Source organism: Streptomyces pimonensis, from assembly GCF_041380215.1.
In the GTDB taxonomy this organism is placed as follows: domain Bacteria; phylum Actinomycetota; class Actinomycetes; order Streptomycetales; family Streptomycetaceae; genus Streptomyces; species Streptomyces pimonensis.
Genome location: NZ_JAHWZY010000003.1, coordinates 1 through 16,885, shown reverse-complemented (window position 1 = coordinate 16,885; position 16,885 = coordinate 1). Strand labels below are relative to the sequence as shown.

The 16,885-nt window shown below is 73.5% G+C and carries 17 protein-coding genes; 5 read left to right on the top strand and 12 right to left on the bottom strand.

The annotated features are described in order from the left end of the window. Positions 1 to 116: 116 nt before the first annotated feature. Positions 117 to 545 (bottom strand): DUF3291 domain-containing protein, encoded by a 429-nt coding sequence (locus KYY02_RS04165; protein WP_371236041.1) that lies wholly within the window; start codon positions 543 to 545, stop codon positions 117 to 119. An 86-nt stretch (positions 546 to 631) separates the two neighbouring features. Between KYY02_RS04165 and KYY02_RS04160 the strand changes: the two genes are divergently transcribed. After that, positions 632 to 1,285 (top strand): MerR family transcriptional regulator, encoded by a 654-nt coding sequence (locus KYY02_RS04160; RefSeq protein WP_371236040.1) that lies wholly within the window; start codon positions 632 to 634, stop codon positions 1,283 to 1,285. Positions 1,286 to 1,502: 217 nt separating this feature from the next. After that, a complete protein-coding gene (locus KYY02_RS04155; protein ID WP_371236039.1) occupies positions 1,503 to 1,898 on the top strand; it encodes a VOC family protein in 396 nt (131 codons plus the stop codon). 31 nt (positions 1,899 to 1,929) lie between these two features. On the opposite strand, the gene KYY02_RS04150 is transcribed toward KYY02_RS04155, so the two are convergent. Beyond that, positions 1,930 to 2,103: a hypothetical protein gene (locus KYY02_RS04150; protein WP_371236037.1), complete on the bottom strand. Its 174-nt coding sequence runs from the start codon at positions 2,101 to 2,103 to the stop codon at positions 1,930 to 1,932. A 471-nt stretch (positions 2,104 to 2,574) separates the two neighbouring features. Between KYY02_RS04150 and KYY02_RS04145 the strand changes: the two genes are divergently transcribed. Next, positions 2,575 to 3,024 (top strand): hypothetical protein, encoded by a 450-nt coding sequence (locus KYY02_RS04145; RefSeq protein WP_371236036.1) that lies wholly within the window; start codon positions 2,575 to 2,577, stop codon positions 3,022 to 3,024. Positions 3,025 to 3,043: 19 nt separating this feature from the next. Here KYY02_RS04145 and KYY02_RS04140 read toward each other — a convergent pair whose 3' ends face one another. The 6 genes from KYY02_RS04140 to KYY02_RS04115 form a co-directional block, all read right to left on the bottom strand. After that, entirely contained in the window at positions 3,044 to 4,537 is a 1,494-nt protein-coding gene (locus tag KYY02_RS04140) for an SDR family NAD(P)-dependent oxidoreductase (protein ID WP_371236035.1), read from the bottom strand. A gap of 105 nt (positions 4,538 to 4,642) precedes the next feature. Beyond that, positions 4,643 to 6,070 (bottom strand): wax ester/triacylglycerol synthase family O-acyltransferase, encoded by a 1,428-nt coding sequence (locus tag KYY02_RS04135; protein WP_371236034.1) that lies wholly within the window; start codon positions 6,068 to 6,070, stop codon positions 4,643 to 4,645. A gap of 339 nt (positions 6,071 to 6,409) precedes the next feature. Then, the gene (locus KYY02_RS04130; RefSeq protein ID WP_371236033.1) at positions 6,410 to 7,153 is read right to left on the bottom strand and encodes a hypothetical protein; all 744 of its coding nucleotides are present in this window, start codon (positions 7,151 to 7,153) and stop codon (positions 6,410 to 6,412) included. A gap of 62 nt (positions 7,154 to 7,215) precedes the next feature. Further along, positions 7,216 to 8,436, bottom strand: a complete 1,221-nt coding sequence (gene glgC, locus KYY02_RS04125; RefSeq protein ID WP_371236032.1) for a glucose-1-phosphate adenylyltransferase — start codon at positions 8,434 to 8,436, stop codon at positions 7,216 to 7,218. Between the two features lie 51 nt (positions 8,437 to 8,487). After that, positions 8,488 to 9,639 carry a glycogen synthase gene (gene glgA, locus KYY02_RS04120; protein WP_371236031.1) on the bottom strand — a complete coding sequence of 384 codons (1,152 nt, stop codon included), beginning with the start codon at positions 9,637 to 9,639 and terminating at the stop codon, positions 8,488 to 8,490. 38 nt (positions 9,640 to 9,677) lie between these two features. After that, on the bottom strand, positions 9,678 to 10,415 hold the full coding sequence (locus KYY02_RS04115) for a (2Fe-2S)-binding protein (RefSeq protein WP_371236029.1): 738 nt from the start codon (positions 10,413 to 10,415) through the stop codon (positions 9,678 to 9,680). Between the two features lie 228 nt (positions 10,416 to 10,643). Here KYY02_RS04115 and KYY02_RS04110 point away from each other — a divergent pair, with 228 nt between their 5' ends. Continuing rightward, positions 10,644 to 11,744 (top strand): DMT family transporter, encoded by a 1,101-nt coding sequence (locus KYY02_RS04110; RefSeq protein ID WP_371236028.1) that lies wholly within the window; start codon positions 10,644 to 10,646, stop codon positions 11,742 to 11,744. Here the strand turns inward: KYY02_RS04110 and KYY02_RS04105 are convergent. After that, a complete protein-coding gene (locus KYY02_RS04105; protein ID WP_371236026.1) occupies positions 11,734 to 12,969 on the bottom strand; it encodes a transglycosylase family protein in 1,236 nt (411 codons plus the stop codon). The two genes, KYY02_RS04110 and KYY02_RS04105, sit on opposite strands and share 11 nt — an antisense overlap. Before the next feature lie 364 nt (positions 12,970 to 13,333). On the opposite strand from KYY02_RS04105, the gene gnd reads away from it, so the two are divergent. Beyond that, the gene (gene gnd, locus KYY02_RS04100; RefSeq protein WP_371236024.1) at positions 13,334 to 14,776 is read left to right on the top strand and encodes an NADP-dependent phosphogluconate dehydrogenase; all 1,443 of its coding nucleotides are present in this window, start codon (positions 13,334 to 13,336) and stop codon (positions 14,774 to 14,776) included. Between the two features lie 410 nt (positions 14,777 to 15,186). Here gnd and KYY02_RS04095 read toward each other — a convergent pair whose 3' ends face one another. Genes KYY02_RS04095 through panD form a run of 3 tightly spaced genes read right to left on the bottom strand, consistent with a single transcriptional unit; the run spans position 15,187 to position 16,655 of the window. Further along, positions 15,187 to 15,846: an aspartate/glutamate racemase family protein gene (locus KYY02_RS04095; protein WP_371236023.1), complete on the bottom strand. Its 660-nt coding sequence runs from the start codon at positions 15,844 to 15,846 to the stop codon at positions 15,187 to 15,189. Between the two features lie 7 nt (positions 15,847 to 15,853). After that, positions 15,854 to 16,198 carry a GNAT family N-acetyltransferase gene (locus KYY02_RS04090; protein WP_371236021.1) on the bottom strand — a complete coding sequence of 115 codons (345 nt, stop codon included), beginning with the start codon at positions 16,196 to 16,198 and terminating at the stop codon, positions 15,854 to 15,856. A 34-nt stretch (positions 16,199 to 16,232) separates the two neighbouring features. Further along, entirely contained in the window at positions 16,233 to 16,655 is a 423-nt protein-coding gene (gene panD / locus KYY02_RS04085; protein ID WP_371236020.1) for an aspartate 1-decarboxylase, read from the bottom strand. Between the last annotated feature and the right edge of the window lie 230 nt (positions 16,656 to 16,885).

The window sequence follows — 16,885 nt, the reverse complement described above, 5'->3', positions numbered from 1 at the left end:
CCGGCCCCGCGCACCGCCCCCTCAGGAAGCCTAGACCGACGACCGCCTCCACGGTCCGCCCGGCCCGGGCCTCGGGCACGGCGTGCCGGGGCCGTGCCCGAGGCGCGGGCCGCCGTTCAGTGGGCGGTGCCGTGCCCGCCCGGGGCGCCGGCCCGCGCCTGGGCCTCGATGCGGCGCTTGGCGTCGTCCCAGTCGACCGGCAGCGCGTCGACGGGCACTTCCCAGAAGGTGAACGTCGAGTCGCGCATCGTCGCGCGCAGGCCGGTCATGATGCTCTTGTGCGGTTCGGTCCGGGCGTAGGCGTGGAGCGCGTCCCGGCTCTCCCACGCGGACAGCGTGTGGAAGACCTTGCCGAACGGCCGGGCCTCCAGGGAGGCGCCGAGGGCGCCGGGCGCCCTGCGGACCTGGCCCCAGGCGGAGAGGGACTTCAGGAAGAAGCGCGGGACGTCCTTCAACGACCGCACCTCGAAGCGGGAGGCCATGACGAAGGCGTGGGTGGTGTCGGGACCCGCCGGATGCGGCGTGATCCAGGGAAGGGTGGGCACGGTAGTCTCGCCTCCATAATTAGATAGTCAGGCTATCTATATTAGACAGTACAACTATCCATTTTCCAGAGGGAGGGCGAGGACACGTGAGAATCTCGGAGCTCAGCCGCCTCAGCGGGGTGCCCAACGCGACGATCAAGTACTACCTGCGCGAGGGGCTGCTGCCGCCCGGCCGGAGCACCGCGGCGACCCAGGCCGAGTACGACGAGGCCCACCTCAGAAGGCTCCGCCTGATCCGCGCGCTGACAGGGGTACGGGGCCTGTCCGTCGCCTCGGCCAGAAGCGTCCTGGACGCCATGACCGAGCACCGGACCGACCTGCATCAACTGCTCGGCATCGCCTTCGGCATCCGGCCTCCCGAGAGCGGCACGCCGGATGCGGCCGAGGGCAGGCCCCCCGCGGGATCGGCCCCCGAGGCCGCCGCCCTGGTCGATGCGATGGGCTGGTCGGTCTCCGAGCAGAACCCGGCCCGGCAGGCCGTCGACGAGACGCTGCGGACCCTGCGCTCACTGGGCATCGCGTACGACTGGGAGACACTCCTCCCCTATGCCGAACTCGCGGAGCGGACGGCCCGGCACGACCTCGACCACCTGGAGACGGTCACGGATCCCCTGGAGAAGGCCGAGCGGGCGGTGCTCCTGACCTTCCTCCTGGAACCGGCGCTGATGGCCCTGCGCCGGCTCGCCCAGGAGAACGAGTCGACCGCACGCCACGGCGGGGGCGAGCACACCCAGGCCTGACCGGAACGGCATTGCGGTGATCGAACGCGAGGGCCTAGGGTCGGACGTATGACTGCCGGGTCGGCCGTGGGCCGTACACGTAAGGTGCTCCCGGCCTCGGTGTGAGGCCGGTGCGGGGCGCGCCCCCGCGCGTGCGCGGCCGGACGGGGGCCCGTGGCCCGCCCCCTCCGTGTGTCCCCTCCCACCATGGAAACCGACACCGGAGACGATTCCAGCCATGTCCGCAGCACAGCACGTCCAGTTGAACCACACCGCCGTCTACGCCAGTGACCGCCGGTACTCCGCCGAGTTCCTCGCCGGGATACTGGGACTCGAGGTCGGCGCCCCGTTCGGCCCGTTCCTGCCGGTCGATCTGGGCAACGGCGTGACCCTCGACTACTACGAGAAGCGGGACGAGCCGGTCCAGAGCCAGCACTACGCGTTCCTGGTGCCCGAGGAGCGGTTCGACGCCATGATCGCGCGCCTCGACGCGGCCGGGGTCACCTACTACGCGGATCCGGGCCACACCGAGCCCGGCAGGGTCAACGACCTCTTCGGCGGGCGCGGCGCCTACTTCGACGACCCGGACGGCCACAACATGGAGATCATGACCCGGCCCTACGTCCGGCCGTAGCCACGGCAGCGCGCCCCGCCCGCACGCCCCGTCAGTCGACGCCGGGCAGGATGTGGGGCTCGGCGAGGTCGTCCTCGTAGCCAGCGAGGCGGATCGGGGCCGAACGGGCCCACACGTCGAGAAAGCCGAGCTCCCCCGGCCGGCGGGCGGCGCGCTCCGCGCGCTCCTCGGGGCGCTGGTCGCTCTTCGTCTGCTCCGGTGTCACCGCGCACTCCTTATGTGTCGGTCACCCTCGGGACGTACTGCGTCGGCCCTGCGCCTGGCGTCCGACGTCCGTTCGGGTCCGGATGGAGAACCGTTCGGACGCCGTGGTGCCGGCGACTCGAGGGAGAGCAGGCCGTGGTGAACCGGCTGGTCCCATGACGGACCGTGGGTGCGGATGGAACCCTGCCTGCTGTCCGTCCGGACCAGGTTAACCAAATGAGCGGGGCCCCGCTCGATGGCGCCGAAAACCGACGGTAACAAACATGAGTCGGACAGTGCTCGACGGGCGGGAATATGCTCCTATTTCCGTATCGAAGCGGCTGGCTGTCGTCACTCGTTCGAATTACACGGGCGTCGGCGCTTTCGACCGGTTCCCGTGGTCGGGGCGCAGTTCAGGTCCTGTTGACCGGTACGCAAGCTCGTCATGGTCTGCTGCCGCACGGCAACGGCCTACTCCCGGGAGGACCGGCGCATGGAGCTGCGCACCGTCGAGGAGCTGATGGACCTGCTGTACGCGTGCCGGGGCACGTGGGACGCCGGAGGCGGTGACGGCGCCCCGGCCGACGCGCACGACCACGCCCTGCGCACCGCCGCACTGCTGCGCCGCGGCCGGCCCGCGGACAAGGAACTCCAGGTGGCGGGCCTGGTACGGCCCGTCGGCCGGCTGCTGTGGCCGGGCGAACCGGCGGCCGCGGCCGGCCGTGCGGCGGACGCGGTACGGGCTCTGCTCGGCGAGCGGGTGGCCGACCTGGTCCTCCGGCACGCCCGGCACGACCTACCTGCCGACGACGCCCTCCTCGCCCTGCGCGCGGCGGACGAGGAGGCCCGCACCGCCTGCTTCGACGCCGGAGTCCTGGAGGACTGGCGCACCGTGCTGGAGCTGCTGGCGGCGCGCCGCTCCCGGCTGGGCATGGTCGACTGACGGCCCCGGGCCGCCGCCCTCACCACCGGCCGGGCGCGTAGTCCTTCATGAAGACGCCGTACAGGTCCTCGCCCGCCTCGCCGCGCACGATCGGGTCGTAGACGCGGGCCGCGCCGTCGACCAGGTCGAGCGGGGCGTGGAAACCGGCGTCGGCGAGGCGCAGCTTGTCGAAGTGGGGGCGCTCGTCGGTGATCCAGCCGGTGTCGACCGAGGTCATCAGGATGCGGTCGGTGTCGAACATCTCCTGCGCGCTGGTCCGCGTCACCATGTTCATGGCCGCCTTGGCGGCGTTGGTGTTGGGGTGCCCGGCGCCCTTGTAGCCGCGGTCGAACACGCCTTCCATCGCGGAGACGTTGACGACGTAGGCGCGTCCGGCGGCCGCCCGGCGCGCGGCCTCGGCCATCGCCGGACGCAGCTTGCTGATCAGGATGAACGGCGCCGTGTAGTTGCACAGCTGGGTCTCCAGCAGCTCCACCGGGGAGATCTGCTCGATGGTCTGGACCCAGGTGTTGGTGTCGACGACGTCGGGGAGCAGGCCGCCCGCGTCGATGGCGGTGCCGTCCCGGTGCCGGACCACGCTGGCGTTGCCCGCGACCAGGGCGAGGTCGGCCACCTTCTGCGCGTCGAGTCCGCTGACGCCGACGGGCAGCGCGGTCAGCCCGTCGACCGCACCGGAGCCGAAGGCGCCGATGACGTGGTGGGCGGGCAGCTCACCGGCCGGCAGCGGGGCGCTCTCGCCCTCGACGAGCGCCGCGTACGCGGACGGCAGCCGGCGTACGGTCTGGGTGGCGTTGTTGATCAGGATGTCGAGCGGGCCCTGCTCCGCGACCCGGTCGGCCAGCGCGACGACCTGGGCGGGGTCGCGCAGGTCGATGCCGACGACCTCCAGGCGGTCCATCCAGTCCGCGGAGTCGTCCATCGCCTTGAAGCGGCGGATGGCGTCCCTGGGGAAGCGCGTGGTGATCGTGGTGTGGGCGCCGTCGCGCAGCAGCCGTAGCGCGATGTACATGCCGATCTTGGCGCGTCCGCCGGTGAGCAGCGCCCGCTTGCCGGTGAGGTCGGCGCGGGCGTCGCGCCGCTGCCGGTTCTCGGCGGCGCACTCCGGGCAGAGCTGGTGGTAGAAGTAGTCGACCTCGACGTAGCGGGTCTTGCAGGTGTAGCAGGAGCGCGGGCGCTGGAGTATCCCCGCGATCTTGCCGGGCTCGACACGGGAGGAGGGCAGGATGCCTTCCGTCTCGTCGTCGATGCGCTCGGCGGAGCCCGTGGCGGTGGCCTCGGTGACCGCCTTGTCGTGGGCGGTCTTCGCGGCCCGGCGCTCCTGGCGGCGGCGCTGCTTGACCGTGCGGTAGATGTGCGAGGTGGCCCGGCGGACCAGGATCGCGTCCGGGTGGTCGACGTCGAGCTTGTCGAGTTCCTCGAGCACGCCGAGACAGACGGCCAGCCGCTCCGGGTCGATGCCGGGCCCGTGTGCCGCCGCGTCCGTGGCCCCGGGGCCGTCCTGTGTCACCGTCATCGCCGCTGCCGTTTCCCGCTCTGCTTCTCGCGGCGCTCCGTTCGCGTCCGCTGTCGAACGGGGGATTTTACTTCAGCGCCGGGCCGCAGCACCAAACCGCGTCCCTCAGCGATCGCAGACGGCGGTCAGTGCCGCCACCTCCTCGGTCAGCGCGTGGGCCAGCAGGTCGAGGTCCGGGACGGCCGCGCCGTCGGCGACCAGGCCGTAGTGGACGTGCCCGCGGTAGGTGGAGACCGCGACCGCGAGGGAGTGGCCGGGGGCCAGCGGCGCGAGCGGGAAGACGGCGCCGAGTGGATCGCCGCCGAGCCTCAGGCCGAAGCCGGGCAGCGGCACGCTGGTGACCAGCACGTCGAACCAGAGCCGGGCCGCCTGGCCGAGCAGCGGTCCGCCGAGCCGATGACCGAGCGGCGGCACGTGGTCGGCGAGCAGGGCGACGGCGCCCGCGCCCCGGTGCGGGCCCGCCTCCTTGTTGCGGTCCATGGCGGTGCGCACCCGCGTGAGCCGGGCGAGCGGGTCCCGCTCGCCGACGGGAAGCCGCATCAGGTACCCGGAGAGCCGGTTGCCCTGCGGGTGGGCGGTGCGCGGCCGGCGCCGGGAGACGGGGACGAGGGCGCGCGGGGCGACGCCCTCGCTGCCGTCGCCGCGCTCGTCGAGCCAGCGGCGCAGCGCGCCGGCGACGACCGCGATCAGTACGTCGTTGACGGTGCCGCCGGCGCTCTTGCGGATGCGGTGCACGTCGTCGAGGTCGATCACCGTGCCGGCGGTGCGGCGGGTGCCGCTGGGCGCGCAGGTCAGCGCGGGCGAGGAGCGCATGTCGAGGGTGGAGCGGGCGACGGCGGCGCCGATGTCCAGGGCCCGGCCCGCGTCGGACAGGGCGTCCCGGACGAGGACGGGCACCTCGCGCACGTCGGGCAGCAGGCCGCACGGGGGCCCGGCGGGGCGGGGCCGGGGCGCGGGCAGGTCCACCGGGTCCATCAGCGCGGCGGCCAGGGTGAGGGCCCGCAGTCCGTCGGCGAGGGCGTGGTGGAACTTGAACAGGACGGCGAAGGAGAGACCGTCCTCCCCTGGCAGCACGTGGGCTTCCCAGGGCGGCCGGGTGCGTTGCAGCGGGGACCCCATGAGCCGGCCGGCCGCGGCGTGGAAGTCGGCGGCCGGCGGGTGCAGCCGGACGTGGTCGAGGGGGTCGAAGCCGGGGTCGGGCTCGCGGATGGCGCCGCCGAAGGCGAGGGACCGACGCAGGACGGAGGCGAGCGGCTGCCGCAGCGCGGCGGCCAGCGGCTCGCCGGGCGCGGGCCAGGTGCGGCGCAGCGCCGACAGCGGTTTCCGCAGGACGAGCGGCTGCCACGTGTCGCGGATGCGCATGCGCAGTCCGGGTACGACGGCGGCCCGGGACGCCAGCAGATCGGCGGCGTGGGCCCCCGCGGAGGGCGAGCGGGAGGCGAAGACGCCGAGCGCCGCGAGGTGCATGGGATGACCGGCGGACTCGATGTTCCAGAACGCCAGGTCGAGAGGGGCGAGCGGATCTGCGGTCATGGGCGGGGCCTCGCGTGACGACGGGAATGGATCAGCAGTCAATCGCTCCCGGCCGATTACGGTCAAGTACGATCTGGCTACTCATAGTTAACAGCATGTGATGTCTTCACTCCTTTCGCCGGTGCGGCAGGAGGAGCGGGACCGCGGTGAGGGAAGGGGCTGTTGAGGCACGATCGCCGCCTGACGGAGCGGCGTACGCCACCCGGACGGGCGCGGCCCACCGGAGGAACGGTTCATCGCGTGGCGCCCTCCGGTACCGGGCAGCCCGCGGGCGGTGCCGTGGGGCGTCCCGGACGAGGGCCTCGTGGGCGGCCTTCACCCGGGCCACGTCCGGCTTCATCACTCGCCGTCGTGGGTGAGCGGACCGTGGAGCTCGCCCTCGACTCCTGTGAGCGGGGTGTACGCGGCTCCGCTGCCGCCCCGGCACACCGGCGCGCACCTCGCCGGGCCGGGTGAGGTGGCCGTCGGCGCAGGTCGCCGGGGCGACGTCGACGCACGACCGCTGCGCGGACCAGGCGTGTCCGGACGCCGCCGGGCCGGGGCCGCCGCACTCACCGCCGACCGGGGCGTGCTTGCCGTCCGGGCGGGCCGGAGCGCGGGACCGGGGTGAGCGTGCTCGTCCATGACGTCGCCTGCGTCCCCGTCGGCGCCGAGGCCGTGCCCGGACCGGCTGTCGACCAGCCGGTCCGGGGGCCCGGCCTCGGCCTGTTCGGCGATGCGGCCGGGGTCGTACTGACCCCGGCCCTCGTCGAAGGTCACCCGCATCACGATCGACGGGCTGCTGATGTGTCCGTCGAGCGCCTGCTCCATCCCGCACCCGTAGCGGGCGCGGGCCTCCGTGCTCGGGTTCCTCCCGGCCGTCGGGGCGGGCGTGTCCTGCCACACCGGCGGTCCGAGCCGGCCGGCCCAGTGCGGCCAACGGTCCGGTTCGACCTCGATGTGCTCACGGGCCGGGTCGAAGCCGGGCTCCTTGTGGGCCCTCAGGTCGTGCGCGAGGGCCTCACCGGCGGGCGCGGTGCGCAAGCCCTGGTCGGGGAGGGCCGTCCGGAGGACGGGGCGACACGACAGCACGGATTCCGTCATGCGCCCAATGACATGACGCGGGCCCCGGTGGCCGCGGCCGGCCGGGGCCCGCGCACCGGCGTCTACGGCACCGGCTGCCCCTTGCCGAGCGCGATCACCCCGCCCTCGGACACCGTGTACAGCTCGGCGTCCCGCTGGGGGTTGACGCCGATCGTCGCTCCCGGCGGCACCTCGACGTTCTTGTCGAGCACGGCGCCGCGCACCACCGCGCCCCGCCCGACGTGCACGTTGTCGTGCAGCACCGAGCCCTGCACCACGGCCCCCGGATCGACGACCACGCCCGGCGACAGCACGGACCTGGTGACCTGTCCGCGGATCAGGCAGCCGGCGCTGATGATCGACTCGCTCGCCATGCCGCCCGCGTTGAACCGGGCCGGCGAGAGCTGGCCGGAGTGGGTGTAGATCGGCCACTGCCGGTTGTAGAGGTTGAACGCGGGGCGCTCGGCGATCAGGTCCATGTGCGCCTCGTAGTACGCGTCCAGCGTGCCGACGTCCCGCCAGTAGCCCTGGTCGCGGCTGGTCTCGCCGGGCACGTGGTTGGCGCTGAAGTCGTACAGCGCGGCCTCGCCCCGCTCGGTGAGCTGGGGCAGGATCGAACCGCCCATGTCATGCACCGAGTCCTCGTCCTCGGCGTCCCGGTGCAGGGCCTCGATCAGCGTCTTGGTGGTGAAGACGTAGTTGCCCATGGAGGCGAACACGCACTCGGGGTCGTCGGCCAGTCCGGGCGGATCGGTCGGCTTCTCCAGGAAGCGGTCCACGGACTGTCCGTCCGAGCCCGGCGTGATCACACCGAAGGCGGAGGACTCCGAGCGCGGCACCCGTACCCCCGCCACCGTGACGCCGACCCCGCTCTCGATGTGCTGGGCGAGCATCTGGCGCGGGTCCATGCGGTACACGTGGTCGGCGCCGAACACCGCCACGTACTCCGGCCGTTCGTCGTGGACCAGGTTCAGCGACTGCAGGATCGCGTCGGCACTGCCCAGGTACCAGCGCGGGCCGAGGCGCTGCTGGGCGGGGACCGGGGTGACGTAGTTGCCGAGCAGGCTGGACATCCGCCAGGTGGTGGTGATGTGCCGGTCCAGCGAGTGCGACTTGTACTGGGTGAGCACGCAGACGCGCAGGATGTCGCCGTTCACGAGGTTGGACAGCACGAAGTCGACCAGGCGGTACGTGCCGCCGAAGGTGACGGCCGGTTTGGCGCGGTCCGCCGTGAGGGGCATCAGGCGCTTGCCCTCCCCGCCCGCCAGCACGATTCCCAGGACCGAAGGACCACCACGACGCATGGCCGCTCCCCTCACGCCGAATTTCCCCAAGACTGCCCCGGACGGGCGGGACTAAGCCTGTTCGAGGATCTCCTCGTAGAGCCCGGCCGTGCGGCGGGCCACCGCCTCCCAGCCGAACTCGGTGACGGCCCGCTCCCGCCCCGCCTCACCCATCCGCCGTGCCGCCTCCGGGTCGCCGAGGACCGAGTCGAGCGCCCGCGCCAGGCCCGTCTCGAAGGCGTCGTCCGCGTCCACCAGTACCCCCGTCGAGCCGTCCGCCACGACCTCGGGGATCCCGCCGACCCGGGAGGCGACCACCGCCGTGCCACACGCCATGGCCTCCAGGTTGACGATGCCGAGCGGCTCGTACACCGAGGGACAGACGAGCACGGCGGCGTGCGTCAGCAGCTGGATCACCTCGGGCCGCGGCAGCATCCGCGGGATCCAGTGCACGCCCGCGCGGACCCGGCTCAGCTCCTCGTACAGCTCACGGAACTCCCGGTCGATCCCGGGCGTGTCCGGGGCGCCGGCGCACAGCACGACCTGCGCGGCCGCGTCGATGCCGCGCACCGCCCGCAGCAGCTGGGGCACGCCCTTCTGCCGGGTGATCCGGCCCACGAACAGCACGTACGGGCGGGAGCGGTCGAGGCCGATCCGGTCCAGGACGTCGGCGCCGGGGTCGGGACGGTACAGGTCGGTGTCGATGCCGTTGTGCACGACGTGCACCCGGGCGGGGTCGAGGGCCGGGTAGGAGGCGAGGATGTCCTCGCGCATCGCACCGGAGACGGCGATCACTCCGTCGGCCGCCTCGACGGCGGTGCGCTCCGCCCAGCTCGACAGGGCGTAACCGCCGCCGAGCTGCTCGGCCTTCCAGGGGCGCAGGGGCTCCAGGGAGTGGGCCGTCATCACGTGCGGAACGCCGTACAGCAGCTTGGCGAGGTGGCCGCCGAGGCCCGCGTACCAGGTGTGGGAGTGGACGAGGTCGCGGCCCTGGAGCGCGGCGGCCATGGCGAGGTCCACGGAGAAGGTGCGCAACGCGTCGTTGGCTCCGTCGAGCGCGGCCCAGGGGCGGTGGCGCAGCACACCGTCCGTCCTGCCCTCGCCCCAGCAGTGCACCTCCAGGTCCACCAGGGACCGCAGCTCCCGGGCGAGGAACTCCACATGGACCCCCGCGCCGCCGTACACGTCCGGGGGGTACTCCCGCGTCAGCAGTCCCACTCGCACCGTGAACCCCCTGTCTGAGCGGACGTCGACCTTCATGGTCACCCGGACGGGGCGCGTGGGGAAGATCGGGGCGGTCGTGCGAAGCAGCAGTCGCCGCAGACGCCCCCGCCCGGCACCCGGTAGTACAGACAGCAGCTGCGGCGCCGGAAGACGGTGCCCGCCAGGTCCCCGGCACCGGTGAGCAGGGGGTGCGCGAGGATTTCGGCCGTCAGGGAGGCGGCGCGGGCTGCGACGTCCGTACGGTCGTGGCTGCGCCCCCAGTGGTCCAGTTCCCGGGCGGCGCCCGCGAGCGCGGAGGCGGCGTTGCCGCGCAGCAGGCCCGGTGCGAGGCGGTGGCGGGAGCGCAGGGCCGCGGCGAGGAGTTCGAGGTGGCCGTGCAGCACCAGCTCCGCGATCGTCGCCGCGTCGCCGGGCAGCGGCCGTACCTCGGTCAGCCACAGGTCGTCGGGGGCGCTGCCCTCCGGGTCCCAGCGCAGCAGCGGCGGGGCGAGGTCGGGGACCGCCCCGTAGAGGACGGCGGAGCCGAGGGCCACGGACCACAGGCGGGCGGCGAGCCCCTGCTGGGCCACCGACGCGGCGACCCGCGCCTCGGGAGCGCCCAGGGCGCCGGCGACCCGGCGTACCCGCGAGGTCAGGAAGTCGCCCCGGACGTCCAGGGGGCGCGGCCCGTACGCCTGGGCGAGCGTGGGCAGGGAACGGCCGGCCGTTCCCGCCGTGCGCAGCACGAAGAAACCACCGAGGCGGTGCAGGGCGGTGAGAGACGGGTCGAGGTCCACGACGTGCAGTAGTACCAGGCCCCTGGGGGACGGCGGCCAGGGGCCCTGCGCCCGGGGGCGCCCACCCTGAGGATGACGGGGCCACCGTCGTACTCCATCGGCGGTAGGACTCATTGGGTGCTCGGGGACGACGACGGGAACACTCCGGCACGGCATCGTGTTGGTCATGGAAGCCGACCGTTCGCCGCGCCGGGTGCACCGCCCCGGCCCCGCGCAGAGGAGCAGCCGATGAGCGCCCTCGCGTTGTCCGTGCTGCTGTCGTTCGTCTCCGCCGTGGCGTACGCCGGTGGAGCGATCGTGCAGGAGCAGGTCGCGGTGGACTCACCCGGCGCGCAGCAGTTCGCACCGCTGCGCCGGCCGGGCTGGTGGGCGGCGGTCGCGCTCAACGGCCTCGGCGGACTGCTGCACGTGGTGGCGCTCGCCCACGGTCCGCTGAGCCTCGTCCAGCCCCTGGGCGCGCTGACCATCGTGTTCGCCCTGCCCATGGCCGCGCTGTTCTTCGGCCGGAAGGCCGGGGCGACCGCGTGGCGCGGTGCCGTCATGGCGACGGTGGGCCTCGCGGGGCTGCTCTCCCTGGTCGGCGCGTCCGACGTCCAGTCGCTGGACACCGCACAGCGGGTGGCGGCGGCGCTGGGGACGGCCGGGGCGGTCGTGGCGCTGATGGTCGCGGCCCGCGCCGTGCACCGGCACCCCGCGGTGCGCAGCATCCTGCTGGCCACCGCGTCCGGCATCGCGTTCGGCATGTCCTCCGTCTTCACCAAGACCGTCGCGGTCGACTGGACCGGCGGGGTCTCGGCGGCAAACCTGCCGTCCCTGGCGGTGATCGGCGTCCTGGCCACGGCCGGCATGCTGCTCTCCCAGGCCTCCTACCGGGGCGCCGGGCTGGCGGCCCCGCTGGCCACGCTGACGGTGGTGAACCCGGTGGTGGCGGCCGCGGTCGGCATCACGATGTTCGGCGAGACCTTCCGCTACGGCACGGCGGGCACGGCGCTCGCCCTGGGCTGCGGCGTGGTGGCGGCCGGCGGCCTGATCCTGCTCACGACGGAGCGGCTGACGCGCGAGAACCAGGAGGCGCGGGCGGCGGAAGCACTCGTGCCGGAGCCCGTGCCCGAGACGGTTCCCGCGGCGGCCGGCGACCGTCCGGCCGCCGGCCCCGCCGAGCGGCTGCTGGCCGCACTCGAACTCCCCGGGGACGTACGGTCGCCGGCACCGGGGGGCGTGTCGGACGCCGCGGATTCCGCCCCGGTGCCACTGGTGTCGTACGCGTCCTTCTACGGCGGCCCGTACGTGCCGACGGTGGACCGGCGCAGGACGCGGGTCACATCCTGACGCCGCCCGCCCTCAGGTAGGCGACCGGGTCGATGTCCGTTCCGAATCCGGGCCCCGTCCGCACCTCGAAGTGCAGGTGCGGGCCTGAGCTGTTCCCGGTCGAACCGGAACGGCCGATGCGCTGGCCGGCACCGACGGACTGCCCGTTCCTCACCGAGATCGCCGACAGGTGCGCGTACTGGCTGTAGCGGCCGTCGGTGTGCCGGACCACCACCTGGTAGCCGAACGACCCCTCCCAGCCCGCGCTCACGACGGTGCCGGCCCCGACCGACTTCACGGAGGTGCCGGTGGGGACGGGGAAGTCGACGCCCGTGTGGTAGCCCTTCGACCAGGCGGATCCGGCCTTGTGGTACGGCGTGCCGAGCGCGGCGCTGACCGGGGAGACCAGATCGCCGGTGGTCTTGGCGGCGCGGTCCGCACGGTCCTCGGTGCGCTGGGGGGACGTCTTCTTCCCGGTCTTCTTCCCGGCCTTCTCCTCAGCCTCCTTCTCGGCCCTCTCGGTCTTCTTCCCGGCCGACTCGGCCGGTTTCCGGGCTGCCTTAGCCGTTCCGTCGGGCAGGGCGAGCCGCTGGCCCGGCACGATCAGGTCGGGGTCGCCGCCGATGGTGGAGCGGTTGGCGCCGTACAGCTTCCGCCAGCCGCCGTCGACCCGTTCCTCCGTCGCGATGCCGGAGAGGGTGTCGCCGCGCACCACGGTGTACATTTCGGCGCGGCCCGCGCGGGACTGGGGTGTGGTGTGCGGCTTGACGTCCTCGACCGAGGGCCCGCCGGCCTTCTTGTCGCTCCTGCCGCTCTTCTTGTTCCCGCCGGACGTGTCGGCGGCCGGCCGGATGTCGGGGGTGTCGCCGCCCCGGGTCAGTCCGGCCCGTGCCGAGCACACCGGCCAGGCACCGGGACCCTGTCCGTCGAGGACCTTTTCGGCGACGGCGATCTGCTGGTCCTTGCCGGCCAGGTCCGCGCGCGGCGCGTACCGGGTACCGCCGTACGCCTCCCAGGTCGACTGGGTGAACTGGAGCCCGCCGTAGTGCCCGTTGCCGGTGTTGGTGTCCCAGTCGTTGGTGGACTCGCAGGCGGCGACCTTGTCCCAGGTCTGCACGTCGGCCGCCTGGGCGGCGCCGGTCCCCAGCAGCGGGAGCGCCATTCCGGCCCCGCCCGCGGTGACGGTGAGCGAGGCCCGGTTGATCCTGTTCGGCTGATACCGGCGGTGCCGGCCGCGCACGGCCATGGAAGTCCCCTTCGACAATGCGTCAGGAGGGGCAAAAGTAAGCGGCGCCAACCAGCCGTGACAAGACGGCTATCGGCCGCGCGGATGCGCCAGGTGGCCGGGACCTTTCGCCCGTTGCACCCCGTTGGCGCTCCCTGGGGAGCGTGCGCGGGCGGGTGCCCCCGTCCGCGGGGGCACGCGGGTGCGCGCCCCCCGCCGAGTGCGCGAGGGGCGTCCGCACGTATGTGTCCGAGCGGCGTCGTACGACCCGCGCGTGCGCACGCAAGCGCGGCGCGACAGGATGGTCGACGGCAGGACCGACGGGCGTCGACCGGCAGCACCGACACCCGGCAGTACCGATACCAAGGTCGTGAGGAGCCACCCAATGAGCAGCAGTTCAGCGCAGATCGGCGTCACCGGGCTCGCGGTCATGGGCCGCAACCTCGCGCGCAACTTCGCCCGCAACGGTTACACGGTCGCGGTGCACAACCGGACGGCGGCGCGCACGCACGCGCTGGTGGAGGAGTTCGGGGACGAGGGCGACTTCGTGGCGGCCGAGACGGCCAAGGGGTTCGTGGCGGCACTGGAGCGACCGCGGCGGCTGGTCGTCATGGTGAAGGCCGGCAAGCCGACGGACGCGGTGATCGAGGAGTTCGCCCCGCTCCTCGAGCCCGGCGACATGATCATCGACGGCGGCAACGCGCACTTCGCGGACACCCGCCGCCGGGAGAAGGCGCTGCGCGAACAGGGTATCCACTTCGTCGGCATGGGCGTCTCCGGCGGCGAGGAGGGCGCGCTGAACGGGCCGAGCATCATGCCGGGCGGCCCGAGGGAGTCGTACGACTCCCTGGGCCCGATGCTGGAGAGGATCTCCGCGAAGGCGAAGGACGGCTCCCCCTGCGTCACGCACGTCGGCCCGGACGGCGCCGGACACTTCGTGAAGATGGTGCACAACGGCATCGAATACGCCGACATGCAGCTGATCGGTGAGGCGTACCAGCTGCTGCGCGATGTCGCCGGGTACTCCCCCGCGCGGATCGCGGAGATCTTCCGCACCTGGAACACCGGCCGGCTGGACTCCTACCTGATCGAGATCACGGCCGAGGTGCTGTCGCACGTGGACGCGGCCACGGGCGAGCCGTTCGTGGACGTGGTGGTGGACCAGGCGGAGCAGAAGGGCACGGGTCGCTGGACCGTACAGATCGCGCTCGACCTGGGCGTGCCCGTGTCCGGCATCGCCGAGGCCGTCTTCGCGCGCTCCCTGTCCGGTCACGCGGCGCTGCGCGAGGCCTCGCGCTCCCTGGCCGGCCCGAAGGCGACTCCGCTGGACGAGTCGGAGGCTGCGGCGTTCGCCGACCGGGTGGAGCAGGCGCTGTACGCGTCGAAGATCGTGTCGTACACGCAGGGCTTCCACGAGATCGCGGCCGGCAGCGAGGAGTACGGCTGGGACATCGACCTCGGCGCGGTCTCCGCCATCTGGCGCGGCGGCTGCATCATCCGCGCGGCTTTCCTGGACCGCATCCGCGCCGCCTACGACGCCCGTGCGGACCTGCCGAGCCTGTTGTCGGACGAGACGTTCGCCCGGGAGATCGCCGACGCCCAGGACGACTGGCGCGAGGTGCTGGTCGCGGCGACCCGCCAGGGCGTGCCGACCCCCGGCTTCGCCACGGCCCTCGCCTACTACGACACCCTGCGCGCGGAGCGCCTGCCGGCCGCGCTCACCCAGGGCCAGCGGGACTACTTCGGCGCGCACACCTACCGGCGCACGGACCGCGACGGCTCGTTCCACACGCTGTGGGGCGGGGGCCGGTCGGAGGTCTCGGCGTAGGCCCCCGGACGGGGCGGTGGACGACCGGCCGGCCGTCCACCGCCCCGCTTCCCCTCCCGCGTCCGGATCAGCTCAGCGGCGGGCCGGGTTCCGGGTTCGGCACCGGTTCGGGGCCCGGCGGGATCGGCGAGGGGGACGGCTCGGGGGGACCCGGATGCGGCGGGGGCGGTTGCGGCCCCGGTCCCGGGGGCTGCGGGGTCGGCTCCGGACCGGGACCCGGCGGCGGGGGCGGAGGGGCGGGGTCCGGGTAGGGCCCGGGGCGCGAGGGGTCCGGGTCCGGGGCGGGCCCCGGGGTCGGATCCGGCGGGACGGGGTCCGGATACGGGTTCGTCATGGCGCGGGTCCTCCGGCCTGTCGCTCGGCATGAGCTCTGGACTACTCCCCCGCCTACCCGACGGCCGCCTCTCCAGTCACCCGCCCGCGTGACGGCGCGGGGCCGGGTGGAGCAGGCGGGCCGCCGCGGCGAGTCCCGGACGGGGACTGGCCAGCACGGGCACCCGGGTCGTGGTGAGCCGCTCGGCCGGGGCCATGGAGGCCTGGGCGAGGACGATCGCGTCGGCGCCGGTGACCGCGTCGGCGGCGTCCGCGACCCGGCGCGCGTACCCCGCCGGGTCAGCCGCCTCGAAGCGTGCCCACGCGCCCTCGACCAGCACGGTCCGCACCTCGACGGACCGTCCGGCACGAGCGGCCTCCTCCTCGACCAACGCCGCCGTCGGCCGCAGCGTGCTCTCCAGGGCGGCGAGGACGACGACGCCCGGTCCGGCGGCCACGGCCGCGGCCGCCATCGGCCGGTCGACGCGCAGCACCGGGACACCGGCGCCGGCGGCGGTCGCCTCCGCGACCCCGCCGATGGTCGAACAGGTGCACAGCACGGCACGGGCGCCGCGGTCGGCGGTCTCACGCACCCTCGTCCGCACCTCGTCGGCGACCGCCGCGGGGCCGTCGGCGCGGGCGCGTTCCAACAGGCCCTCGGCGACGACGTGCCGCAGCTCCAGCCCGGGGTGGGCTTCGTCGCGCAGCGCGTCGAAGACGGGCACGTGAACCGGTGAGGTGTGCAGCAGTGCGAGCACGTGGACCTCACAGACGCCCGGGAGACGCGGCCGGCCACTCCTTCGCCGCCCGGACCGGCTCCGGCCCGGCCGCCGGGGCCCGGTCGGGGTGGCACTCGACCCGCTCGGCGACGTACGGGCAGAGCAGGGCGACGGCGCCGTCCCCGCGGGCGGCAACGGCGTAGGGCCCGCGGGCGAGGGAGCCCGCGATGCCCCTGCCCTCGTGGGCGGGCCCGACGACGGTGTGCACGGGCTCGAGCGCATGCTCGGGGGTGTCGAGCAGGAAGCACTCGATCCGCCCGACGACCTCGCCGTCCGCCACCGCCTCGAGGCGGCCTGCCGCCCGCTCGTCACGGATCTCGATGTCGCCCATGACCGCGTCACGCTCCTGCCTCGGTCCGCGCCGGTCAGGCCATGGTGACGGCCCCCGGACTGCGCTCCTGGTCCGACCCCGGCACCGGCTCGGACGGGTCGGCCCCCAGGGACACAATGCGGTTGTCGCCGTCCACGTGCACCACCCGGGGTTCCAGCGCCCGCGCCTCGGCGTCGGTCACCTGAGCGTAACTGATGATGATCACCAGATCACCGGGCTGGACGAGATGGGCGGCGGCCCCGTTGATCCCGATCACCCCGGACCCGCGCTCGCCCTCGATGACGTACGTCTCCAGCCGTGCCCCGTTGGTGATGTCGACGATGTGCACGAGCTCCCCGGGCAGCAGATCGGCGGCGTCGAGCAGCTCGGCGTCGATCGTCACGGATCCCACGTAGTGCAGGTCGGCCTGGGTGACGGTGGCTCGGTGGATCTTGGACTTGAACATTGTACGCAACATCGGGGCACTCCCACAAGTAGGCTCCCTGCCTGCGTTTTTGCAGGTCAAGGGCTGTTTCGACACCCTACAACGAGTCGCATGTCCGGGCAGCTTTCCCCAGGTTTTTCAGGACTCATGCTGACCACTTGCTGACTTCTCTGACGCCCCGTCAGGTGGCAGAGGGAGGGCTTCGCCCACTCTCGCGGACCCCACCGTGGCGACGACCCAAGCCTACGCAGCACCCCCCGAAG